Genomic DNA, 23,632 nt, shown 5'->3' on the forward strand with positions numbered 1-23,632 from the left:
ATTGGCTCCAAGAACACGGGAAATCAGAGAGTTGTTCATGCTGATGATCTCTGCAGCCAAGTCAAGGTTGAAGCACATCGATCGCACAAACCGTGTGCTTGCTGCACTGCGGCATTGACGCTGCCATACCCATCGGTCAAAGGCTGCTGCGCTATGAATTCTATGGCCCCCACGCGCGACCCGTCAAAGTCGTTCCAAGACATGATCCTGACGCTCCACGATTTCTGGAGCGCGAATGGCTGTGTGATCCTGCAACCGTATGACATGCGTATGGGCGCGGGCACGTTCCACACCGCGACGACATTGCGCGCACTTGGGCCGGAGCCTTGGAACGCCGCTTTCGTCCAGCCATGCCGCCGCCCGACAGATGGGCGCTATGGCGAGAACCCGAACCGGCTACAGCATTATTACCAGTATCAGGTCATCCTGAAGCCAAGCCCTGGCGATATTCAGGATCTTTATCTCGACAGCCTCAAGGCCATCGGGATCGATCCGCTCAAACACGATATCCGCTTTGTTGAGGATGACTGGGAAAGCCCCACGCTGGGTGCATGGGGCCTTGGCTGGGAAGTGTGGTGTGACGGTATGGAAGTCACCCAGTTCACTTATTTTCAGCAGATGGGCGGTTTCGACTGTAAGCCGGTCGCGGGCGAGCTGACCTACGGGCTTGAGCGCCTCGCCATGTATATTCAGGGCGTCGACAGCGTTTACGATCTCGCTTTCAACACGCAGGGCGTTTCTTATGGTGACGTGTTTCTCGAAAACGAGAAGCAGATGTCGAAATGGAACTTCGAGGTCGCGGACACCGACGCACTGTTTGATCTGTTCAACAAGGCAGAGGCTGAGTGCCAAAACGCGCTCGCCGCTGACGTTCCAATTGCGGCTTACGAACAGGCGGTCGAAGCAAGCCACTTGTTCAACCTGCTGCAAGCGCGCGGCGTGATCAGCGTTCAGGAACGCGCATCTTACATGGGCCGCGTGCGCGATCTGGCGCGCTCGTCTTGCGAGAAATACGCCGAGAAGATGACCCCTGAATGGGAAGCGAAGTTTCCCGGATGGAGTCTTGTCTGATGGCTGATTTCCTCCTCGAGCTTCTGACTGAAGAAATCCCTGCTCGCATGCAGGCTGGTGCGCGCAGTGAGCTTGAAAAGCTGTTCCGTGCGCAGGTGGGCGATGCGGGCGTAGACGTGGGCGAAGTGACCGTGTGGTCCACTCCACGCCGCCTCGCTCTGATCGCCAAGGGCTTGCCCACCGAGACCGAGGCCGTTCGCGACGAAGCTAAAGGCCCGCCGGTGGGGGCGCCCGATCAGGCGGTCGATGGTTTCTGCCGCAAGAACGGCGTGTCGCGCGATCAGCTTGAAGTGCGCGAGATCAAAGGACGCGAGACTTATTTCGCGGTGATCGAGAAGCCGGGGCAGGCCGTATCCGACCTGCTTGGGACCGCGATCCCCGCAATCATCCGCAGTTTCAGCTGGCCCAAGTCGATGCGCTGGGGCGAAGCGTCAATCTCGTCAGAGAGCCTTCGTTGGGTGCGTCCGCTTACCAGCATGGTCGCTCTGCTCGATGGCGTAGTCGTGTCGTGTGAAGTCGATGGCGTTGTGAGTGGCCGCTACACACGCGGGCATCGTTTCCACTCGACTGGATTGATCGAGATCGAAGGAGTCGAGGACTACGCCACGAAGCTCAACGATGCGCATGTGATCGTGGATCAGGAGGTTCGCGCTGGCATCATCCGCGAAGGCGCACGCAAGGCAGCACGCGCGGTCGGATTGAGCGTGATCGAAGACGAAGGTCTTGTGATCGAGAACGCTGGCCTGACCGAATGGCCGGTTCCGCTGCTGGGTCGGTTTGACGAGGAATACCTGACCGTTCCGCCTGAAGTTATTCAGCTGACGGCGCGAGTGAACCAGAAATACTTTGTTTGTGAAGAGCGCCAGCCTGATGGCTCGGCTAAGCTCGCCAACGCCTTTATCTGCACCGCCAATATCGCTGCGGATGATCCGGCCGTCGTGGTCGATGGCAACCGCAAGGTCCTCGCCGCGCGTTTGAGCGATGCGCGCTTCTTCTGGGAGCTGGATCAAAAGACGACGCTTGCCGATCACGCCAAAGGTTTGGAGCGGATCACGTTCCACGAAAAGCTCGGCACCGTCGCCGACAAGGTTGAGCGCGTGGCCAAACTGGCTTCTTGGCTTGTCTTTGATGCCAAGGAACCCAATGGCGATCATCAACTGACGCGAGCTGCCGCAGAGCTGTGCAAAGCTGATCTGGTGACCGAAATGGTCGGCGAATTCCCCGAACTGCAGGGCCTGATGGGCGGGTACTATGCCGAGAAAGAGGGTTTGCCGCGAGAAGTCTCCGACGCGATCCGCGATCACTACAAGCCCGTGGGTCAGTCTGACGAAGTGCCCACGTCGCCTACCACTGTCGCAGTCAGTTTGGCGGATAAGCTCGACAATCTTCTGAGCTTTTTCAAAATCGACATTTTGCCAACCGGATCGAAGGACCCCTTCGCTCTTCGTCGCGCAGCGCTTGGTTATATTCGACTTGTGCAGGCCAATGGGCTGAAGCTTGCTTTGGACACTGTCGTCCACGCTTGGGATAGCCAGCCCAACGCCGCCTTGGCTGAAAAGCTCGGGTCCTTCCTTCTTGATCGTCTCGCAGTTCAGTTACGTGATGATGGGGTGCGGCACGATTACATTCAGGCGTCTCGTGACTGGTCAGACCAAACGGATATGCGCATCGATCGCGTAGAAGCACGTGCTCGCGCGCTCACCGGATTCTTGACTAGTGAAGATGGAAGCAACCTCCTCGCCGGTTACAAGCGCGCGGCGAACATCCTCAAGAAAGAGGATTGGGACGGCTCGGAAACCAAAGAGCTTTCCTACAGACCCGATCCCGCAGAGAAGGACTTGATCGACGCGCTCGATGCGGCGGCTCCCAAGGCGTCTGTGGCCATTGAAGCCGAGGATTTCGAAGCGGCCATGTCCGCCCTCGCAACATTGCGTATGCCGATCGACCGGTTCTTTGAAGATGTCATTGTAAACGCTCCGGAAGAGGAGAAGCGCACGGCGCGTTTGGACCTGCTTTCGCGGTTCGTGCGTTCGGTGCATCAGGTCGCCGATTTCAGCCGCATCGAGGGTTAGTTTGGAAAGTCACACTTCGATATGCGGCACACCTTCGTTTTTGGCTCAATTCTGCGGTTTTGAGCGGAAAGTCACAGTTTCCAAAACGCCAGTTGGCGTTCCATCCCCAAGGAACCCGTTATGACCAAAACAGTCTATCCCTTCGGCGGAAACGCAGACCACTCCGACCCGCGTCAGGGGGACAAGGTCGTCACCGGGGGGAAGGGTGCGAACCTTGCGGAAATGGCGAGCATCGGACTGCCGGTGCCTCCGGGCTTCACCATCACCACCGAGGAATGCGTCCGCTACCTGCAAGAAGGCGGCGACTTTGGTGATGCGCTTCGGGCCGATGTGGCAAAGGCGCTGGCACATATCGAGGAAGCCGTCGGCAAGAGCTTTGGCGATGCGGCGGATCCGCTGCTCGTCTCGGTCCGCTCTGGTGCTCGGGTCTCAATGCCTGGCATGATGGACACGGTGCTCAACCTCGGCCTCAACGATGCCACGGTTGAAGGGTTGGCGAAGACCAGCGGCGATGAACGCTTTGCATGGGACAGCTACCGCCGCTTCATCCAGATGTATTCCGATGTGGTGCTGGGGCTCGACCACGGCCTGTTCGAAGAAGCGCTGGAGATCCGCAAAGAGGATTACGGCTACTTCAACGACACCGAGCTGAGCGCCGAGGACTGGCAGGCGCTGGTCGGCGAGTTCAAGAGCATTGCCGAAGGCGAGTTGGGCAAGCCATTCCCGCAGGATGTGAACGAGCAGCTGTGGGGCGCGATCCGCGCGGTGTTTGACAGCTGGGATAGCGACCGCGCGAAGGTCTATCGTCGCCTCAATGACATTCCCGCCGACTGGGGCACCGCGGTCAATGTCCAGGCCATGGTCTTTGGCAATATGGGCGAAACCAGCGCCACCGGCGTCGCCTTCACCCGCGATCCTGCGACCGGCGAGCGCGCCTATTATGGTGAGTACCTGATCAACGCGCAGGGCGAGGACGTGGTCGCCGGTATTCGGACGCCGCAATACCTGACCAAGGCCGCGCGGGAGGCAGCCAATGCCAAGCCGCTGAGCATGGAAGAAGCGATGCCCGAGGCTTACACCGAGCTGGCGCGCGTGTTCGACCTGCTCGAAGGCCACTACAAGGACATGCAGGACATCGAGTTCACCGTGGAACGCGGGAAGCTCTGGATGCTGCAAACCCGCTCAGGCAAGCGCACGGCAAAGGCTGCGCTCAAGATGGCGGTCGAGATGGTTAGCGAGGGGCTGATCGACAAAAAAGAAGCGGTGCGCCGCGTGGATCCGATGGCATTGGACCAGCTGCTTCACCCGACGCTCGACCCGGATGCGGAGCGCAATGTGCTGACCACCGGTCTGCCAGCTTCACCGGGTGCGGCAGCAGGCAAGATTGTGCTTGATGCCGATACCGCAGAGCAATGGTCAAACCGTGGTGACAAGGTCATTCTAGTTCGCGTTGAGACCTCGCCGGAGGACATCCACGGCATGCATGCCGCGCAAGGCATCCTGACCGCACGTGGCGGCATGACGTCGCACGCCGCGGTTGTTGCTCGTGGCATGGGCCGCCCCTGCGTTTCGGGCGCGAGTGCGGTCAGCATTGACCGAGAAGGCCGCACGCTGATGATCGGCTCGCAGGCTCTCAAAGAAGGCGACGAGATCACACTCGATGGCGCGAATGGTCAGGTGATGCTTGGCATTGTACCGACTATTGAGCCGGAGCTGGTCGGTGACTTCGCCACGCTGATGGAGTGGGCAGATGCCCTGCGCCGCATGAAAGTGCGCACCAATGCCGAAACGCCCGCCGACTGCGCGATGGCGCGCCAGTTTGGCGCGGAAGGCATCGGCCTGTGCCGCACTGAACATATGTTTTTTGACGCAAACCGCATCAGCGCGGTGCGCCAGATGATTCTGGCCGAGGACGAGCGCGGTCGTCGCATCGCACTCGATCAATTGCTGCCCGAGCAACGCAGCGACTTTGCTGCAATCTTCGAGGTGATGGCAGGTCTTCCGTGCACGATCCGCCTACTTGATCCGCCGCTGCACGAGTTCTTGCCGCACGGTGAAGCCGAGTTTGCAGAATTGGCAGACGCAACGGGGCTGGGTGTAGACTACCTCAAGCGCCGCGCGGGCGAGCTGCACGAGTTCAACCCGATGCTTGGTCACCGTGGTTGTCGATTGGGGATAACATTCCCCGAGATTTATGAGATGCAAGCGCGCGCGATCTTTGAAGCGGCGTGTGATGTGCAGACCGAATCTGGTGAGGCCCCGCTGCCCGAGATCATGATCCCGCTGGTGGCAACCAAGCGCGAATTGCAGATCCTTCGCGCGCTGGTCGATAAGGTGGCGAAGGAAGTCTTCGCCGAGAAGGGCACTGAAGTCGCCTATCTCGTCGGTACGATGATTGAGCTGCCGCGCGCCGCGCTGATGGCGGGTGAAATTGCGGAAGAGGGCGAGTTCTTCAGCTTCGGCACCAACGACCTGACGCAAACAACGCTGGGCGTGAGCCGCGACGACTCCGCGCGCTTTCTTGCACCTTATGTCGACAAGGGCATCTTCCCGCGCGACCCATTCGTCAGCCTCGATGTCGATGGCGTCGGACAATTGGTCGAAATGGCAGCCGAGGGCGGGCGCACTACGCGGCCCGAGATCAAGCTCGGCATCTGCGGAGAGCACGGTGGTGATCCCGCCAGTATCGCATTCTGTCAGGAAGTCGGCCTCGATTACGTTAGCGCCTCACCATACCGCGTGCCGATCGCACGGCTCGCAGCGGCGCAATCGGCGCTGAAGTAAGCGGTTTCCTACCGCCTGCCGGTAAGCGTAACGATCTCGAACGTCTCGGAGACTTTGCCGTCTTCGTCGGCTTGTTCGAGAAAAGCGGTGCGAGCGCGTTCACGTGCGGCTTTTCCGAGAGGCGGGGCGGCGTTCGCAAGTGCACCGCCCATAGCTTGCTCGCGAAGATCAGCGACCAGCCTGTCCATCGCGGAGTAGCGCACAGTTAAAGCGTGGCTGTCCACCACGGGGTCTTTCCAACCGGCACGTTGCAAGAGCTGCGGGCAGGATCGTGGATCGACCAGCGGGTGCATGCGAGCAGCGGGTCTATCGGGTTCGGCGGCGATCATGGCTTGGCGCAGTTTCAGGAGGCTCAGACCGCCGATGAAGGTTGCGACTGCGAGGCCACCCGGCTTGAGCAATGCGCGCATCTGGATCAGCGCGCCAGGCAGGTCGTTCACAGTGTCGAGGCTGTTGATGCTGATGACGAGATCAAAACTGGCTTCGGTGAATGGCACGGGATCATCAAAGTCCCGACCCTCAACATAGGAGAACTCAGCGGAATTCTCCCAAGGTCCTTCGGCGACTAGAAAATCTCCGAACCCTTCGATTAGAACATCACCGCCGCTTTGTCTGACAAAAGCCAAGCGGTCGTGAATGTCATTGGCCATCTCCTCGAGCAGAAAGATCGCGCCATTCTGCGAATTCAGAAGGTGCGAGGCACGCTGATGCCGCAGCCGTTTGCGTTGTTTGGAGAAGATCGTGGGTGGCTTTCTGTCCATCAAGGTCCCCTGCCGCGCTTGCCTACACGGTGCAAGCTATGAGACACGTTTGGACATGAATTGGGGAGCGTATCTTGCCGAAGGGCTCAGACCGGTCGTTGACTTGGTCTACCCACCACGTTGCCCCCTTTGCGGCGATGCCGTGGCTGAGCAGAGCGGTCTGTGCGTCGACTGTTTCGGTGAACTGGAAGCTCCGGGCGAGCCTTCTTGCTCCACATGCTTCATGCCGATGGCGGCGGGAAAAGAGCGAGGGGAGGGACAATGCATCGCATGCGAACTTGATCCACCACAGCACGCTGGCGTGGTTGCCGCGACGATCTACAACGATGCCTCCCGCAAGCTTATCTTGTCATTCAAGCATGGTGGAAAGATTGCGCTATCGAAGCTGCTCGGGCGATTGTTGGCCGCGCGGATTGAGCCGCAGGACAATGAACCTCTCCTCATCCCCGTCCCCCTTCATCGGTGGCGCTTGTGGGGAAGGGGCTACAATCAATCGGCTCTCCTCGCGCGAGAGCTGGAGCGGAACGGAAAGGGTCGATTATTGGTCGACGGCCTGGTTCGCACAAAGCAAACGCCGAGCCTTGGCGGCTTGGGCCGCGAGGCACGCAAGAAGGTCTTGCGTGGTGCGATCGAAGCACGGCGAAGCCGAATTTTGTCGATCAAAGGGCAGGAGGTGATCTTGGTGGATGATGTGCTGACCAGCGGAGCGACCAGCGATGCCTGCGTTTCCGCATTGATTAGTGCTGGTGCCTCGTCAGTGCGCATCGCTTGCTTTGCAACAGTGGTGAATGGGGCGGGTAAACAAACAGCAGCGGTAAGCGAGAAGTTTACACTGCAAAACGAAACGCCCGAGGTCATAAAGACCCCGGGCGCCACGTGACGAAACGATTGTGATCCGCTCTTAAGAGCTCAGACAGCGACCCCCTAACTTCGCCATCAGGATCTAATCCCTCATCTTAAACCGGCTTCGCCAACACCCCGCTGTCAGCTTGAAACCAGTTACCCCCTGAACGCTGGCGCTTGCGCACCGAAGTTCGGTTGACGAGTTGTTACCAACGCGTGACAGCGTTCTTCCAAACGAAGTCGCTCTCGGGAAGTCGAATCAAGATCGAGATTGGATTTTAGAAAGCGTCTGTGGTTATCGTGCAACAAATGGTCGCTGCTCAGCACCCGTTCGTCGGAAAATGCGCCATTCTGGAACGCCAGTTGGAAGGAAATGACAATGGACGCACTGTCCAAACGCGAACACGAGCACGGAACGGAGCTTGCGCCGAAATATGATGCCAATGGGCTCATCTCGGCCGTCGTGCTTGATTCGGCGAGCAAGGAAGTCCTGGTCGTTGCTTTCATGAATGAAGAAGCCTTGGCGAATACCCTTAACACGGGGCGCGTGCATTTCTGGTCACGCTCCCGGCAATCGCTTTGGATGAAAGGCGAAACGTCAGGCAATGTTCTCGAGGTCGAAGATGTGCTGATCGATTGCGACCAAGATGCCTTGGTTGTTTATGCCAAACCCCACGGCCCGACCTGTCACACTGGTGCGAGAAGTTGTTTTTACCGACGGGTCGAGAATGGCGAGGGCGGAAAGCCGTCGCTCGCGCTCATCTCCCGTTAAGGTCAAGGGTTGACGCTCACGTAAAGGTAAGGTAGTCAAAGAGCATGGCTACCGCACAAGCAGCTTCGTCCGATTCTTCCAATCCGCCGCAGGATCAGCGTCACAACGGCGCGCATCTTGACCGGCCAGACGAGCAGGAGCGCGAGCAGTTTTCAATCTCTGACCTCACATCGGAATTTGAATGCACCGCACGCGCGTTACGCTTCTACGAGGATGAGGGACTAATCAGCCCGTCGCGGGTTGGTCTGACCCGCGTCTACTCGAAACGCGATCGCGCACGGCTCGCATGGATCATGCGTGCCAAGAATGTCGGGTTTAGCCTGACTGAAATCCGTGAGATGATCGACCTGTACGATCTCGATGATGGCCGCGTGGAACAGCGCCGCGTTACCATCGAGAGATGTCGTGCCCATATCGCGAAGCTTAAGCGCCAACGCGACGACATCGACTCATCCATTCAGGAACTCACCGAGTTTGTTGCTGAAATCGAGAAACTCGACCTGGGCTAAGGCCCGTAAGAATACCTTACGCAATCAACGCACACCAAAGGGATCAAGTGATGCCAACTTATACCGCTCCTACTCGTGACACCCGCTTCCTTCTCAACGAAATGCTGGATCTCGCCAGCTACGGCAATCTGCCGGGCTTCGAGAATGCAACGCAGGACATGATCGATACGATCGTCAATGAGGCAGGCAAGTTCACATCGGAAGTTCTGGCCCCGATCAACCAGATCGGTGATGAGCAGGGCTGCACGCGTCACGATGATGCGTCGGTGACCACGCCGGACGGTTTCAAAGAAGCGTATCAGGCTTACACCGAAGCGGGTTGGGGTACCCTTTCTCAACCGGAAGAGTTTGGCGGTCAGGGCCTCCCGCACACACTGGGCATGGTGCTTGAAGAGTACACTGCTTCGGCGAACCAGGCCTTCGGTATGTATCCTGGCCTCACCAACGGTGCGATCGCCGCGATTCTGAACGCAGGCACGCAGGAGCAGAAAGAGACCTACGCGCCGAAGATGATTTCGGGCGAGTGGTCGGGCACCATGAACCTGACCGAGCCGCACTGTGGCACCGATCTGGGCATGATCCGTACCAAGGCTGAACCGCAGGCTGATGGCTCGTACAAGATCACCGGCACCAAGATCTTCATCTCTGCTGGCGAGCACGACCTCACCAGTAACATCATCCACTTGGTTCTGGCGAAGACGCCGGGCGCTCCAGACAGCTCAAAGGGCATCTCGCTCTTCATCGTTCCCAAGTTCATCCTCGACGAAAATGGTGAACCAGGTGAGCGCAACGGCGTGTCATGCGGTTCGATCGAGAAGAAGATGGGCATCCATGGCAACGCCACTTGCGTGCTGAACTATGACGAAGCCACCGGCTACATGATCGGCGAAGAGAACAAAGGTCTCGCCGCAATGTTCGTGATGATGAACGCAGCGCGTCTGGGTGTAGGTCTTCAGGGTTTGGCACAGGCTGAGGTCAGCTATCAAAACGCTGTCACCTATGCTCTGGATCGTCGTCAGGGTCGTGCACTTTCTGGACCGGCCGAGCCCGAAGCGAAGGCCGATCCGATCTTTGTCCACCCTGATGTCCGCCGCATGCTGATGGACGCCAAGGTCTTCAACGAGGGCATGCGCGCGCTGTGCATGTGGGGTGCTTTGCAAGTCGACCTGACTCACAAGGCGCAGACCGAAGAAGAACGTCAGCTGGCTGACGATCTGATTGGCCTGATGACCCCGGTCATCAAAGGCTACGGCACCGACAAGGGCTATGACATCGCCAACAACATGCAGCAGGTTTATGGCGGCCACGGCTATGTCAGCGAGTGGGGCATGGAACAGTTCGTGCGCGATAGCCGTATCGCCATGATCTACGAAGGCACCAACGGTGTGCAAGCAATGGACCTTTGTGGTCGTAAGCTCGCATCGAAGGGCGGCCGCGCCGTTCAAGCATTTTTCGCAATGATTGACGAAGAGATCGCAGCAGCAAAGGAAAACGAGGCACTCGCTGATTTCGCCACCAAGCTTGAGAAGGCTCTGGCTGAGCAGAAGCAGGCGACCATGTGGTTCATGCAGAACGCGATGGCGAACCCGAACCACCTCGGCGCGGGCGCTCACCACTACATGCACATCATGGGCATCGTGACGCTGGGTCTGTTTTGGTTGAAGATGGCGAAGGTTGCCGACGCTGCTTTGGCCGCCGGCACCGAAGACAAGGCTTTCTACGAAGCCAAAATGACTTCGGCGGCTTACTATGCCGAGCGTTTCCTCCCAGACGCAGGCGCACTGCGTCGCAAGCTGGAAGCTGGCAGCGAGAATATGATGGCTCTGCCGGAAGAAGCATTTGCTACCGCCGCCTAAGCGAAGCGAAGACAGAGATTGAAAGGGCTCGGACCAATGGTTCGGGCCCTTTTCTGTTACAGAACCTCGTTCTCGGCTTTTGCGTACGCGGTTTCCCAATCGGTGAGGTTGTCTTTGGCTTCCTGCACAAAGTGGCTGCGACGGACATAACCCATCAGTGCAGCCGCCATTGTTTTGCCGGGCTGCTTCAGCGGTCGCTCGACCTGACACAGCAGAACGATCCGTGTCTCATCCGTCTCGTTCTTCACCTCATGCTCGTAAGTGTCATCGAACATGAGCCACTTACCTTCTTCCCAGTGAAGCCTCTGATCCTCGACCCGCATCCAAAGCCCGCTGCGATTTTTGGGCACGACAAGACCAAGATGCGCGGTGATGAAGGCCTTGGTCACTCCGCGGTGCGGCGTGATTGCCGAGCCGGGCGCGAGGATTGAGAAAAATGCCGAGTTCAGTCCGGGAATCTTACTGACCAGCTCCGCTGTCCGCGGGGCACGCGCGATGTTCTCTTCCTGACGGTGACCATAACCGATCAAGAAGAAACTGCGCCATGCATTGTCTTTGACGATGCCAGCATGGTCAGGAGAGATTTCGCGCAGGGGAGGGATGGCGTCACGATGCTGGTAAATGGCGAGCGCTTCGTCCCGGATCGCCTCCCAATTGCTCGCCAATTCGGCCGTCCAATGAAAGTCACCCGCGTCGAGCACGGGAGCATTCGAGATCAGCGATGATTTTGCGATGGAGTTATTAACGCGGTGCCGCTGTCGCTTGAGAAAGCGATAATGCAGAGGCCGTCCGGGATCATTGGACAGCAAACCGAAACCATTGGACCAACCCATTCTCGCCTCCGCCGAGAAAAACAGTAATGAACGACCCTTTTGGTTTTGGGGCCTAATAGGATGCGGACTGACCGGCTGTCCAGCTAAGCGCCAGCAACCATCGACAGGTGGTATTGTGAGGCGGACTAACCGCTTGGCTGGACTTGGTTATTCGACGGGCAGGAATTCTGGCACCGAAAGGTAGCGCTCGCCAGTATCGTAGTTAAAGCCCAGAACCCGGCTTCCGGTGTCCAGATCAGGTAGTTTTTTCGCGATTGCCGCGAGAGTGGCGCCCGACGAAATTCCGATCAGCATCCCTTCTTCAGTGGCGGCACGGCGCGCCATTTCCTTGGCGTCATCCGCATTGACCTGTACCGCGCCATCGATGGCGTTGGTGTGGAGGTTGTCCGGAATAAAACCGGCACCGATGCCCTGGATGGGGTGTGGGCCGGGCTGACCGCCATTGATGACGGGCGAAAGCTCCGGCTCCACCGCGTAGGCCTTGAAGCCCGACCAGTGCTTTTTGAGCTCTTCCGCGCAGCCGGTGAGGTGACCACCCGTGCCAACGCCGGTGATCATTACGTCGACTGGATTGTCGGCAAAGTCGGAGAGAATTTCCTGCGCTGTAGTTCTTGCGTGAACCGCAGGGTTTGAGGGGTTCTCAAACTGGCTTGGCATCCACGCGCCGTCGGTGGTTTCGACAATCTCGGTCGCGCGTGCAATTGCACCCTTCATGCCCTTTTCCTTCGGGGTCAGATCAAACGTCGCGCCATAGGCGAGCATCAGACGGCGGCGCTCGATGGACATGCTTTCGGGCATGACCAGCACCAGCTTGTAGCCCTTGACCGCGGCGACCATGGCAAGACCGATTCCCGTGTTGCCGCTGGTTGGTTCAACGATGGTGCCACCCGGAGCGAGCTTGCCAGCTTCTTCCGCAGCCTCGACCATAGCAAGGGCGATGCGGTCTTTGATCGAGCCGCCAGGATTGGAGCGCTCTGATTTCAGCCAAACCTCATGATCGGGGAACAGGCGGGAAAGCCGGATATGCGGCGTGTTACCGATGGTTTCGAGAATGTTTGCAGCTTTCATGTCATGCCTCCTGCGGCGCTTGGCCTTGTCTTGTTGGCTCATCTTCTAGCAAATTTTCGGGCGGATCGAAGGTTTTCGTTGTCCGCAATACGGGGAATATTCGGCTCCAGAGCAATACGGTTACAATCGCGCCTGCACCGCCAGCGACAATCGCGGCAACCGGACCGACCAGAAACGCGAAGGCTCCAGAAAAGGCATCACCGCCTTCATTTGACGCACTGATTGTCATCATGCTGACAGAGGATACCCGCCCGCGTTTGTCATCTGGAGTGTGGAGCTGGATTAGCGACTGACGGACATAGACGCTGAACATATCGGCCGATCCGATGACAAACAGCATGGCGAGGCTGAGCAAGAAGTTGGTCGACAGACCGAAGGCAATCGTGGCGACGCCAAAGACGGCCACAGCCCACAGCATCTTCGGCCCAACATTGGTTCTGATTGGTCGGAATGAAAAATAGGCGCCCGTAAGGGCAGCACCAATTCCCGGCGCCATGGCAAGCTGCGCCAACCCATCAGCGCCGACGTCCAGGATATCCCGCGCGAAAACTGGCAAGAGTGCATTGGCACCCGCAAGGAAGACAGCGAACAGGTCGAGCGTGATCGCCCCCAGAACCATCTTGTTCTGTCCCACGTAGCGCAGCCCATCGACAATGGCGCCAATGGGACGCTGATCCTTGCGCATGGCAGGCTGCGGCACTTTGCCAACTAAGGCGAGACACATGAAGCCGAGGGTAAAGAGGCCTCCCGCTGTGATGTAGGGCAGTGCAGGCGTTAGCGAATAAAGGTATCCACCCATCGCGGCACCGAGGATTGAGCCCATCTGCCACGCCACTGTAGAGATTGCGATGGTGGTCGGCAGCAGCACCTTCGGCACAAGATTCGGCGACAAAGCCGATAGAGCAGGGCCGGCGAAGCCTCGTGCGATCCCTATAAGCACGGCGACAGCGAACAGGATTGGAAGCGAGATCGTGCCCGCATAGGTGAACCAACCGAGTATGCCCGCACAGAAAAGTTGGAGCAGGATAGTCAGCAGACCGATTGTGCGACGATCAAATCGGTCTGCTGCTAGTCCGGTGAATGGGGTCAGGATGAACAGCGGCAAGAATTGCAGGAGGCCGATAAGAGCCAATTGTCCCGAGGCTTCGGCAATGCTCATCCCGCCATCCCGCGCGAGATTGTAAGCCTGCCAGCCAATGATCAGGGTCATGGCGTATTGGCCCAAAGTCATCGCGAAGCGCGACGTCAGATAGACCCGGAAGTTATGAACCTGAAGGGGATGGGTAGGGGCAACAACGGTATTCACCCGCGCGCCATGGCAGGCCCAATGGCCTATGCCAAGACAGTGCTTCTATTCAGTTGTAAGCTGTGGCTTTCGCTTCAGCGGTTGCGGCGAAGACGCGGATTGGGCTGGATTGCATCGATCATGGTCATGAAATCGTCGAGACGAATGATACGCTCGAATTGGAAGCCAGCGCGTTCGTCACGCGTCCAGATCACATAAGCTTCGATGCGGCCCACCACCGGCAGTCGGATAATGACTCGATCACCGCGGTTCAGCTTCTCAGCATCGTCAACCATGAAGCCATGGGCAGAGAGATTGCAAACATGGAGGTTCAAGTCTCCATGCTGAAAGTGCTCAACGATCACCGGAAAATCGACCGGGTGGCGCGCTGCACGACGCAGATCGGTGACGCTTAGGTTTGCTCCAGCTGACACAGTCCGTAACCCTCCTTGGCTTTGACGGGACCTATGCCTAATGGAACGAAAAGGCTGACATTTGGTAAAGGCCGTCGACCAGACGGTTATTGTAAGGGTCAGCTTGTGATGAGCGCATGCTTCTTTTTGCCGAGGCTAAGCTTGATGCTCTCACCGCCAACAGTCACGACATGGCCGGGGTCTTTGACCGGTTCACCGTCCAGCTTGACGGCGCCTTCAGCAAGCTTGCGTTTGGCTTCGCCATTGGATGCAGTGAAACCGAGCTCGGTAAGCACCTGACCAATGCGCATGCCCTCGGCGCCGACGGAAAGAGTCGGTAGATCATCACCGGCACCACCGCCAGCGAACGTCTCGAGCGCTGTGGCCGCTGCCGCATGAGCGGCTTCTTCACCGCGCACCAGTATTGTGACCTCGTTGGCAAGGACCTCTTTTGCCGCGTTAATGTCCGCGCCTTCGAGCGCTTCAAGCCGGGCAATTTCATCAAGCGGAAGATCGGTGAACAGTTTGAGGAACCGTCCAACGTCGCGGTCATCCGTGTTGCGCCAATATTGCCAGAAATCATACGCGGGCAGCTGATCTTCGTTCAGCCACACGGCTCCTGCAGCGGTTTTGCCCATTTTCGCACCGTCGGCTGTGGTAAGCAGCGGGGTGGTTAGGCCGAACAGGTCGCGGCCTTCCATTCGGCGGCCCAGCTCCATGCCATTGACGATATTGCCCCACTGATCGGACCCGCCCATCTGAAGCCGGCAATCATAACGGCGCGCAAGCTCGAGGAAGTCGAAGGCCTGCAGGATCATGTAATTGAATTCGAGGAATGTGAGCGGCTGTTCGCGATCAAGACGCAATCGAACCGAGTCAAATGTCAGCATCCGGTTGATCGTGAAGTGCGGGCCAACATCGCGCAGCATGTCGATGTAACCCAGCTGCGAAAGCCACTCATCGTTGTTGACCATCACCGCATCGGTCGGACCATCACCGAAAGTCAGCAGCCGCTCGAACACGGTACGAATAGTCGCGATGTTCTCGTCGATCAGTTCAGGCGTCAGAAGTTTACGGCTTTCATCCTTTCCGGAAGGGTCGCCGATCTTTGTGGTGCCGCCGCCCATGACCACGATGGGCTTATGCCCGGCCTGTTGAAGCCGCCGCAGCATCATGATTTGCACAAGGCTGCCGACATGCAGGCTCGGCGCGGTCGCATCGAAGCCAATATACCCGGGCACGACCGATTTTGCGGCAAGCTGATCGAGCGCGCCGGGGTCTGTCACCTGGTGGATGTAGCCGCGTTCTTCAAGCAGTCGCAGCAGATCGGATTCGTATGCTTCACTCATAACGCGCTGCGCTTAACAGCGCTTTGGGTGAGGGGAAGTGACTTGCGGAGCCTGATTGCATTGGCAATAGGGATGGCATGCAACCGCTTATGCTTCACCGGACCTGTGATCTGGGACCGATCCGCGCTGTTACCGCTGCTCTGAACGCTACTGAATTGGGGTGTGAGGCCGAATTTCGCTTTGAAGGCGAAATCACCCGCATCAAGGTTCCTCAACCGGCACCTTCGGCCCGGACCGACAATCTGTGGCAGACCAGTTGCTTCGAGGTCTTCTGGCAACCTATCGGAGGGAGTTGGTATCGCGAATTCAACTTGTCGCCATCGGGGCGCTGGGCAGCTTACGATTTCGACTCATTTCGTGAAGGGATGCGCGATGCGCCTGTCGACGCGATTTCAGTGTCGTGCTCTCATAACGAGCGGGAATTGATCCTGAAAGCGAGCATTGCCGCCGAGTTACCCGACCCTGCGCAGGTCGCGCTTAATGCCGTTGTCGAACATGCCGATGGCGGAATTCAGTTCTGGGCGCTCGCGTTTCCGCCGGGCAAGCCCGAGTTTCATTCGGAAGCATGTCGCCAGCTCATAATTGAGCGCTAAGCCTCTACCTCTTTGTCACCAAACGGCCCATTGAGCTTCACAATCTCCCGGTTCAGCAGAAACGCAAAACTGACCCAGCAAATATAGGGCACGTTCAGCCAAGCGGCGAGACTGTCGTATCGTGGCAGCACGAGGCATAGCGACAGCACCGAGAGCCACAGGAAGATGTTCTCGAACAACGCCCAATCGGGGCGCTTGATTTTGAAGAACAGTGGGGACCACAGCAGGTGCAGAACGAAGTTCACTGAAAACAGGCCGCCAACGATCAATTGATCGGCGGCAGTCGGTGCAGCTATCCAAGCGCGATAGAAGCTCCACGCAGAGAGCCCGAGAATGACAGTCCATGCGGGACCAAAAAGCCAATCAGGCGGTTGCCAACTGGGTTTCTTCAACTCGCGATACCACTGGCCGATCTCAGTCAGTGCGCCTCCGGCACCACCAAGAATGATAGCCCACGCGGCCGCAATTCCAGCAATCGTCCAATCCATAACCGCTTTATAAGGGGCGAAAGCCCCAAATACCATTGCGTTTGAGCGAAGCCTGTTCCAACTCCGGCGCATGCAATTTGGAATTGATCGACTTCTCGCGGATCCTGATCTGCTGGGTGAACTCAAAGGCAAACGCGTGGCGCTCGTTGCGCATCCTGCCAGCGTAACAGCGGATCTGACGCATAGCCTCGATGCACTCATTGCGGCGGGCGTGAATGTCAGCAGCGCGTTTGGCCCGCAGCATGGGCTTAAGGGCGACAAGCAAGACAACATGGTCGAGACGCAGGACGAGCTCGATCCGACGTACAATATTCCTGTCTTCTCTTTGTACGGTGAGGTGCGCCGTCCGACAGGGCAAATGATGTCGGGTGCGGATGTCTTTCTTTACGATCTTCAAGATCTTGGCTGCCGTATCTACACCTTTGTCACAACGTTGCTCTACCTGTTGGAAGAGGCTGCCAAGCACGGCAAGACAGTGTGGGTCCTGGACCGTCCAAATCCTGCCGGGCGCCCGGTGGAAGGAACGCTCTTAGTGCCGGGGCATGAGAGCTTTGTTGGCGCGGCACCGATGCCGATGCGCCACGGCTTGACGATGGGCGAAATGGGGGACTGGTTTATCGAGCATTTTGGGCTCGACGTGGACTACCGGGTGATCCCCATGGAGGGCTGGGATCCCGACGGAGAGGGCAATGGCTGGCCCACCGATCGCATCTGGATCAATCCGTCGCCCAACGCCGCTAGCGTGAACATGGCCCGTGCCTACGCCGGAACAGTTATGATTGAGGGAGCCACGGTTAGCGAGGGCAGAGGCACCACGCGTCCGTTGGAGGTGCTATTCGGCGCGCCAGACATCGACGCGAAGGCGGTGCTCGCGGAGATGCAAAAGCTCGCACCCGAGTGGCGCCAAGGCGCTGCTTTGCGGGATTGCTGGTTCGAGCCAACCTTCCATAAGCACACAGGAAAGCTCTGCAACGCCTTGATGATTCACGCAGAGGGTCCGCATTATGATCACCATGCTTTCAAACCATGGCGGATGCAGGCGCTTGCGTTTAAAGCGATCCGCAATCTCTACCCAGATTACGAAATCTGGCGCGGGACTGATTTCAAATACGAATACACCGACAACGTGCTCGCCATTGATGTGATCAATGGCGGGCCGTCGTTGCGCGAATGGGTTGATAATCCGAATGCCACGCCGCATGATTTGGATCAGCTGGCCGCGCATGATGAGGCGGCGTGGGTCGCCAGTGTGCGGCAATTGTTGTTGTATTAGGCACTGTTCATGCGAGGCGCATTCGTTCCAATCTTGGTCATGCTTGCGTTGGCAGGCTGCGTGAGCCCTCGTGCCACCCAAACCAAGCTATTGTGGGTCGATGATCGGCCGGTCCCGGTCGCTTATGAAGGTGAGCCGCCTGTTACGGTGACAAGCGGTCGCTACGACACTGATCGGAAGTTTTACTCCCAGAAGTTCCCGAATGCTGGAATCCACTCTGTTACGCCCGTTGATGCGCCGATCTCCAATCACTACTACGCATTTTCTGGCCGCACCGAGAGCCTGCCTGCGACATCCCTTCCGGTAACCTGCCATATTGGACAATCCGGGCGTATCCCCGTCTCGTCATGCATCGCCAAAGATGATCTAAGCGATGATCAGTATTTGACTATGCGTCTTGTGAGGGCTTGGAGCAAAGGGATTGATTTTCCACGATACAACGCGCGCCTTGCCGATGAGCAACCACTTAGCCGACGGGTTGATATGGTATTGGACGTTCCTGAAATTCCGGCACCAAAGGTTGATCTGAATTCGGGGCCCTTGGTGGAGACGTCGCTCATCGATATGCCGCTCAACACCTATGCCGGAAGTCACTATCCTGCCCGCGCGCTGCGAAAAGAGCTTGAGGGTCTAATGACCATCGAGTGTCAAATTCAGATCGATCTCTCAGTTATTTGTCGGCAATTGTCATTCGAGCCTGCCGAAAACGCCTCGGCGTTTCGCAACGCAGAGCGTCGAATTTTCCGTCGCGCTAAGCCAGAGCCGCGGCTGAAAGACGGGACCGACGCCCGCGGCGTGCGCTTTCAGTCAAAACTGCGTTTTGAATTGGGCCAATAGCCGGTCACGCAGAACTGCGCTTGGTTGCATACAAGGGTGAGTGATTGCGGCAGGCCGGAGACTGGGCCTCATTCAATGCCCTTGTTTGCGGCTCAATTCTCGCATGGCATCATCCAACCCATCGAGTGTTAGAGGAAACATGCGGTCGTTGACCAGTTCCTTCAACATCTTGGTCGATTGAGAGTAGCCCCACTGCTTTTCCGGCACGGGGTTCAGCCAAACGGTCGCTGGATAGGTGTTGGTCACGCGCTGCATCCACGTGACGCCCGCTTCTTCGTTCATATGTTCGACGCTGCCGCCTGCGTGCGAGATCTCGTAAGGGCTCATCGCAGCATCACCGACGAAGATCACCTTGTAGTCATGCCCGTATTTGTGGAGCACGTCCCAGGTCTTGGTCCGCTCTTGCCAACGACGTTTGTTGTCCTTCCACACGCCTTCATAGAGGCAGTTGTGGAAGTAGAAAAACTCGAGGTTCTTGAACTCGGCCGTTGCTGCGCTGAACAATTCTTCGACCAGTTTGATGAAGGGATCCATTGACCCGCCAACGTCGAGGAACAGCAGCAGCTTCACCGCATTGCGGCGCTCCGGGCGCATATGGATATCGAGCCAGCCTTGTTTGGCGGTGCCATCAATCGTCGCATCCAGATCGAGCTGGTCAGGATTACCTTCACGAGCAAAGCGGCGGAGGCGACGCAGCGCCATCTTGATGTTGCGCGTGCCAAGTTCTTTCGTGTTGTCGAGATTTTTGAACTCGCGCTTTTCCCAGACCTTGATCGCTTTCTTGTGCCGGCTCTCACCGCCGATACGCACGCCTTCTGGATTGTAGCCTGAATTGCCAAATGGTGAGGTGCCGCCTGTGCCGACCCACTTATTGCCGCCCTCATGGCGCTTTTCCTGCTCTTCGAGGTGCTCCTTGAGCGTCTTCATGATCTCGTCCCAATCGCCGAGTTTCTCGATCTCGGCCATTTCCTCAGGGCTGAGCATCTTTTCAGCGACGGCTTTCAGCCAGTCCTCTGGGATTTCGACCGGATTCTGGCCGTAGTCAGTGAGAATGCCTTTGAAGACTTTGTGAAAAACCTGATCGAACTTGTCGATCAACCCTTCGTCTTTCACGAAAGTGGCGCGGGAGAGATAATAGAACGCCTCTGGCGTCTGCTCGATCACGTCCTTGTCGAGCGCCTCCAGCAGGGTGAGGTGTTCCTTAAAGCTCGCGCCAATTCCCGCGGCGCGCAATTCATCGGTGAAGTTGAAGAACATGTCGGGCCAATACCCCGCGGATCGCAAGCGCGCTAGCCTCCTTCGGAAAAATCCTGACCAGTGGGTATCACTTAACCCTTCGCTAACCATCGCTGTTTAGACGCCTTGCACACATCGGGGGTTCGCATGGAATCTATAAAGATAAACACTGAAACATCGACCGCATTGAGCCAAATTCCGGAGAGCTGCGGCTCTGTGACTGTCGGCTGCAGCGATGTAGCCGGTGTGGTTCAAGCCGTTATCCAATCGTCTGAGCGCCTGCGCGAAGAGCATGAAGCGCTTCAAGGCACGGTGACCGCTCTTGAGGCGGATCAATCCAAAGTTTCCGAAGCAAGTGACGAAGCGCGCCTGCTTTCTGAACGTGCGATCGAGCGATTGGGTGAAGGCACGTCGATGATCCAGTCGTCACTGGCGCAGATCAACTCTTTGCTCGAATTGGTGGATACACTTGGCCAGCATGTCACCAGCTTCTCGGCTGCCATGGAGCAAGTGCGACGCAGCGCCAAAGACATTGAGGACATCGCAGAGACGACAAATATCCTCGCCTTAAACGCCACGATTGAAGCGATGCGCGCTGGGGAAGCAGGCCGCACGTTTGCCGTGGTCGCAAGCGAAGTGAAAGGGCTCGCGAACGATACGCGCAAGGCCACCGTTGAGATTGCGCAAACCATCGACAATCTCGGCGAAGAAGCTGGCGTCATGATCGGGCGGATCGAAGAGGGCGCCCATGCCAGCGGCGAAGCAAAAGCTTCTGTTGCCAGCATTGAAAATACGATCAGCAGCGTTGGTGGTCTGGTTGAAGAAGTGGACCGTCAGAACGATGTGATTGCACGATCAACAGGCACGATCAGCGACCATGTGGGCGCTGTCCAAGAAGTTCTTTCCAGTTTTGACGAAGCTGCGATCCGCAACGAAGGTCACCTCCAAGGTGCGCAGGTCAAAATGGAAGAGCTAGAACTCACCGCCAGCGAGATGTTTGATCGCATCGTCCACGCAGGCCTGAGCCCGCAAGACAGCCTGATGGTCGAGCATGCTCAGAAGTTCGCAAAGCAAATCTGCGAGTTTGCTGAAAAGGCCGTTGAAGCCGGCGATCTGCGCGAAGATTGGCTGTTCGATCACGATTACCGTCCAATTGCTGGCAGCAATCCGCAACGTTTTTCAACAGGACTGTCGGATTGGGCTGACAAGCATTGGCAGCCATTGCTGGATCAGGCCAAGGCCGACGGGCAGGGCATTAGCGCTGCTGCCTGCACCGATATCAATGGCTTCCTGCCAACCCACATCAGCGAGATGTCGCGCGCGCCCACCGGTGATTTGGCGCATGACACGAAATACTGCCGTAATGGGCGTATCTTGTTCGATCCTCAGGACAAAAAGGCCAAGTCGAGCACCGCACCCTACATGATGGCAGTCTATCGTCAGGAGGGCGACGGCAAGAACTATGTGGTCGTTCGCAACATTTTTGTACCGATGTACATCAATGGCAAGCGCTGGGGCGACTTTGAACTTGCATACAGCATCTAGTTTCGGCCTGCTTCTCAGCACCTATTGGGCACTCAACTTGCTGTAAGCTGCTTTTCTGCATATCCTGCCCGCCATAGCTGGTAAACGGGGGGCGTTGTGCGGGCTAATGGGACACTCGTAATCGTAGGAGCGGGAGCGGCCTTGCTCATGGCCGGGTGCGTGCCCGCCACTGACAGCGCTCAGAACGAAGCGGGAAACAGCCTCGCGACCCACAAGCCATTCTTTCTGACTTCTCCAGAAACGGTCATTCCCCCACCTCCGACCAAAACGCTGGCCGAGGTCTTTCACAACGGCATCGTGATCGTTGTCAGCAAACCATCCCAGACGATGCATGTTTTCAGTCGCGGCAATTTGTGGCGAACCTCACCGGTATCCAAGGGCAAACGGGGGAAGGAAACGCCGTCGGGTTTGTACGCGATCCTGCAAAAGCGCGAAGAGCACTATTCAAACCTTTATGATGGAGCCCCGATGCCATTCATGCAGCGGCTTACGTGGGATGGGATTGCGCTGCATGCTGGCGCTCTTCCGGGCTATCCCGCATCAAATGGCTGTGTCCGCATCCCGAAAGACTTCGCGAGCGACCTGTTCGCGGTCACCTCTTACGGCAACACGGCAGTGATAATCTCTGACCAGCCATTGCCCACTGCGTTCAGCGCACTTGCGCTTGCACGGAACAATGAGACTACGGTGCCCATTCATCCAAGTGTGCTGAGGCGGTATTGAGTGGCGCTAGTCTGCTGACGTGATGCGGGTTGCCGTGCCGAAGGCCGCAAGCAATAGCCCGATCGCCGATGTCGCCAGGAGCATTGCGAGCGACATAACGTAGCCGCCCATCATTCTAGCATCGCGACCGGCATCGACGCCGTCAGCGATGTTACCAGCAAGCGACATCCAGACCATGCCTGCGGTGAATGCCCAACCGGCAATAAGCGTTACGTTACCGAAGCGCCTTCCGGAAATCGACCACGCTCCGCCAAGCACCAACATCGCCGCAGCCACGAAGTCGACGAGCCACCACGGCCACCACTGCCAATCGCCCCAGTTTGCCTGAACCTCTCCCAAGGCGAGTAGAACGCCTGTCAGGACAGCGAGAATGGCTGAAATGCGGAGCAATGGTGTGATTTAAGTTGGGTTGCGGCGAGCCATAAAGGCGAGGCGTTCGAACATCATCACATCCTGCTCGTTCTTGAGCAGCGCGCCGTGCAATGGCGGGATGGCGTTGTTCGGGTTGCTGTCTTGCAGGGTCTCGAGCGGCATGTCTTCATTCATCAACAGCTTGAGCCAATCGAGCAGCTCGCTGGTGCTTGGCTTCTTCTTCAGGCCGGGCACTTCACGCAGCTCATAGAAGATATCCATCGCCTTTTTGACCAGCGTCTTCTGAATGTCGGGGAAGTGGACATCGATGATTTCCTGCATCGTGTCGCGGTCCGGGAACTTGATGTAGTGGAAGAAGCACCGGCGCAGGAACGCATCAGGCAGTTCCTTTTCGTTGTTCGAGGTGATGACAACGATGGGGCGCTCTTTGGCTTCCACGCGCTCCTGGGTTTCGTACACATCGAAGCTCATACGATCGAGCTCTTGCAGAAGGTCGTTCGGGAACTCGATGTCCGCCTTGTCGATCTCGTCGATCAGAAGAACTGGGAGCTCGGGCGAAGTGAAAGCTTCCCAAAGCTTACCCTTCTTGATGTAGTTGCGGATGTCGTGAACCCGCTCTTCACCCAGCTGACCGTCGCGAAGGCGAGCCACAGCATCATATTCATAAAGGCCCTGTTGTGCCTTGGTCGAAGACTTGATGTTCCATTCGATCAATGGCGCACCCATCGCCTTGGCGACTTCATGGGCGAGCACGGTCTTGCCCGTTCCCGGCTCACCTTTGACCAGCAGTGGGCGGCGAAGAGTAGCCGCGGCGTTGACCGCAACCTTCAGATCTTCGGTTGCGATGTAGTTGCTGGTGCCTTCAAAACGGGTGGGCTGCGCCATGGGGGCTCCTGATTGGTCTGGAATAGAAACTGATTTATCGGTGCGCAGCGTTAGGGCGGCGAAC

General features: G+C 57.6%; 22 protein-coding genes. 12 read left to right on the top strand and 10 right to left on the bottom strand.

The genetic code is table 11. The features are described 5' to 3' along the window. Nucleotides 1–162: 162 nt before the first annotated feature. The 3 genes from AC0V6K_RS13860 to ppdK all read left to right on the top strand — a co-directional run bounded on the left by AC0V6K_RS13860 (nt 163) and on the right by ppdK (nt 5,927). Nucleotides 163–1,071, top strand: a complete 909-nt coding sequence (locus AC0V6K_RS13860) for a glycine--tRNA ligase subunit alpha (RefSeq protein ID WP_472626159.1) — start codon at nt 163–165, stop codon at nt 1,069–1,071. Further along, complete coding sequence (gene glyS, locus AC0V6K_RS13865) at nt 1,071–3,143, top strand: glycine--tRNA ligase subunit beta (protein WP_472623213.1); 2,073 nt, start codon at nt 1,071–1,073, stop codon at nt 3,141–3,143. Before AC0V6K_RS13860 ends, glyS begins: the two co-directional genes overlap by 1 nt. A 120-nt stretch (nt 3,144–3,263) precedes the next feature. Beyond that, on the top strand, nt 3,264–5,927 hold the full coding sequence (ppdK, locus tag AC0V6K_RS13870; RefSeq protein ID WP_472623215.1) for a pyruvate, phosphate dikinase: 2,664 nt from the start codon (nt 3,264–3,266) through the stop codon (nt 5,925–5,927). An 8-nt stretch (nt 5,928–5,935) separates the two neighbouring features. Here the strand turns inward: ppdK and AC0V6K_RS13875 are convergent, their stop codons facing one another. Then, nucleotides 5,936–6,688, bottom strand: coding sequence for a class I SAM-dependent methyltransferase (locus AC0V6K_RS13875; RefSeq protein ID WP_472623217.1), 753 nt, complete (start codon nt 6,686–6,688; stop codon nt 5,936–5,938). A gap of 55 nt (nt 6,689–6,743) precedes the next feature. On the opposite strand from AC0V6K_RS13875, the gene AC0V6K_RS13880 reads away from it, so the two are divergent. The 4 genes from AC0V6K_RS13880 to AC0V6K_RS13895 all read left to right on the top strand — a co-directional run bounded on the left by AC0V6K_RS13880 (nt 6,744) and on the right by AC0V6K_RS13895 (nt 10,668). Next, nucleotides 6,744–7,568, top strand: coding sequence for a ComF family protein (locus AC0V6K_RS13880; protein WP_486172671.1), 825 nt, complete (start codon nt 6,744–6,746; stop codon nt 7,566–7,568). 342 nt (nt 7,569–7,910) lie between these two features. After that, the gene (gene hisI, locus AC0V6K_RS13885) at nt 7,911–8,303 is read left to right on the top strand and encodes a phosphoribosyl-AMP cyclohydrolase (protein ID WP_472623221.1); all 393 of its coding nucleotides are present in this window, start codon (nt 7,911–7,913) and stop codon (nt 8,301–8,303) included. A 44-nt stretch (nt 8,304–8,347) separates the two neighbouring features. Next, nucleotides 8,348–8,812: a MerR family transcriptional regulator gene (locus AC0V6K_RS13890; RefSeq protein WP_472623223.1), complete on the top strand. Its 465-nt coding sequence runs from the start codon at nt 8,348–8,350 to the stop codon at nt 8,810–8,812. A 50-nt stretch (nt 8,813–8,862) separates the two neighbouring features. Beyond that, the gene (locus AC0V6K_RS13895; RefSeq protein ID WP_472623225.1) at nt 8,863–10,668 is read left to right on the top strand and encodes an acyl-CoA dehydrogenase C-terminal domain-containing protein; all 1,806 of its coding nucleotides are present in this window, start codon (nt 8,863–8,865) and stop codon (nt 10,666–10,668) included. A 56-nt stretch (nt 10,669–10,724) separates the two neighbouring features. Here AC0V6K_RS13895 and AC0V6K_RS13900 read toward each other — a convergent pair whose 3' ends face one another. From AC0V6K_RS13900 to tyrS, 5 genes are all read right to left on the bottom strand, one after another. Continuing rightward, nucleotides 10,725–11,501 carry an aspartyl/asparaginyl beta-hydroxylase domain-containing protein gene (locus AC0V6K_RS13900; protein ID WP_472623227.1) on the bottom strand — a complete coding sequence of 259 codons (777 nt, stop codon included), beginning with the start codon at nt 11,499–11,501 and terminating at the stop codon, nt 10,725–10,727. Nucleotides 11,502–11,648: 147 nt separating this feature from the next. After that, nucleotides 11,649–12,569: a cysteine synthase A gene (cysK, locus tag AC0V6K_RS13905; RefSeq protein ID WP_472623229.1), complete on the bottom strand. Its 921-nt coding sequence runs from the start codon at nt 12,567–12,569 to the stop codon at nt 11,649–11,651. 1 nt (nt 12,570) lies between these two features. Then, nucleotides 12,571–13,875 carry an MFS transporter gene (locus tag AC0V6K_RS13910; RefSeq protein WP_472623231.1) on the bottom strand — a complete coding sequence of 435 codons (1,305 nt, stop codon included), beginning with the start codon at nt 13,873–13,875 and terminating at the stop codon, nt 12,571–12,573. 74 nt (nt 13,876–13,949) lie between these two features. Beyond that, the gene (locus tag AC0V6K_RS13915) at nt 13,950–14,288 is read right to left on the bottom strand and encodes a PilZ domain-containing protein (protein ID WP_472623233.1); all 339 of its coding nucleotides are present in this window, start codon (nt 14,286–14,288) and stop codon (nt 13,950–13,952) included. A gap of 98 nt (nt 14,289–14,386) precedes the next feature. Continuing rightward, nucleotides 14,387–15,616 carry a tyrosine--tRNA ligase gene (gene tyrS / locus AC0V6K_RS13920; RefSeq protein WP_472623235.1) on the bottom strand — a complete coding sequence of 410 codons (1,230 nt, stop codon included), beginning with the start codon at nt 15,614–15,616 and terminating at the stop codon, nt 14,387–14,389. Nucleotides 15,617–15,693: 77 nt separating this feature from the next. Here tyrS and AC0V6K_RS13925 point away from each other — a divergent pair, with 77 nt between their 5' ends. After that, nucleotides 15,694–16,209 carry a DOMON domain-containing protein gene (locus AC0V6K_RS13925; protein ID WP_472623237.1) on the top strand — a complete coding sequence of 172 codons (516 nt, stop codon included), beginning with the start codon at nt 15,694–15,696 and terminating at the stop codon, nt 16,207–16,209. On the opposite strand, the gene AC0V6K_RS13930 is transcribed toward AC0V6K_RS13925, so the two are convergent. After that, nucleotides 16,206–16,697 (bottom strand): TspO/MBR family protein, encoded by a 492-nt coding sequence (locus AC0V6K_RS13930; protein WP_472623239.1) that lies wholly within the window; start codon nt 16,695–16,697, stop codon nt 16,206–16,208. The two genes, AC0V6K_RS13925 and AC0V6K_RS13930, sit on opposite strands and share 4 nt — an antisense overlap. A 70-nt stretch (nt 16,698–16,767) precedes the next feature. Between AC0V6K_RS13930 and AC0V6K_RS13935 the strand changes: the two genes are divergently transcribed. Beyond that, a complete protein-coding gene (locus AC0V6K_RS13935) occupies nt 16,768–17,970 on the top strand; it encodes an exo-beta-N-acetylmuramidase NamZ family protein (protein ID WP_472623241.1) in 1,203 nt (400 codons plus the stop codon). A gap of 60 nt (nt 17,971–18,030) precedes the next feature. After that, on the top strand, nt 18,031–18,807 hold the full coding sequence (locus AC0V6K_RS13940; protein ID WP_472623243.1) for an energy transducer TonB: 777 nt from the start codon (nt 18,031–18,033) through the stop codon (nt 18,805–18,807). Nucleotides 18,808–18,879: 72 nt separating this feature from the next. Here the strand turns inward: AC0V6K_RS13940 and AC0V6K_RS13945 are convergent, their stop codons facing one another. Then, nucleotides 18,880–20,064 carry a vWA domain-containing protein gene (locus AC0V6K_RS13945; RefSeq protein WP_472626161.1) on the bottom strand — a complete coding sequence of 395 codons (1,185 nt, stop codon included), beginning with the start codon at nt 20,062–20,064 and terminating at the stop codon, nt 18,880–18,882. A gap of 126 nt (nt 20,065–20,190) precedes the next feature. Here AC0V6K_RS13945 and AC0V6K_RS13950 point away from each other — a divergent pair, with 126 nt between their 5' ends. Continuing rightward, complete coding sequence (locus tag AC0V6K_RS13950; protein ID WP_472623245.1) at nt 20,191–21,588, top strand: methyl-accepting chemotaxis protein; 1,398 nt, start codon at nt 20,191–20,193, stop codon at nt 21,586–21,588. Nucleotides 21,589–21,747: 159 nt separating this feature from the next. After that, nucleotides 21,748–22,311 carry a L,D-transpeptidase family protein gene (locus AC0V6K_RS13955; protein ID WP_472623247.1) on the top strand — a complete coding sequence of 188 codons (564 nt, stop codon included), beginning with the start codon at nt 21,748–21,750 and terminating at the stop codon, nt 22,309–22,311. Nucleotides 22,312–22,317: 6 nt separating this feature from the next. Here the strand turns inward: AC0V6K_RS13955 and AC0V6K_RS13960 are convergent, their stop codons facing one another. Both AC0V6K_RS13960 and AC0V6K_RS13965 read right to left on the bottom strand, forming a co-directional pair. Further along, on the bottom strand, nt 22,318–22,701 hold the full coding sequence (locus AC0V6K_RS13960) for a hypothetical protein (protein ID WP_472623249.1): 384 nt from the start codon (nt 22,699–22,701) through the stop codon (nt 22,318–22,320). Between the two features lie 9 nt (nt 22,702–22,710). After that, nucleotides 22,711–23,568 carry an AAA family ATPase gene (locus tag AC0V6K_RS13965; protein WP_472623251.1) on the bottom strand — a complete coding sequence of 286 codons (858 nt, stop codon included), beginning with the start codon at nt 23,566–23,568 and terminating at the stop codon, nt 22,711–22,713. Between the last annotated feature and the right edge of the window lie 64 nt (nt 23,569–23,632).

Source organism: Erythrobacter sp. S43, from assembly GCF_057364955.1.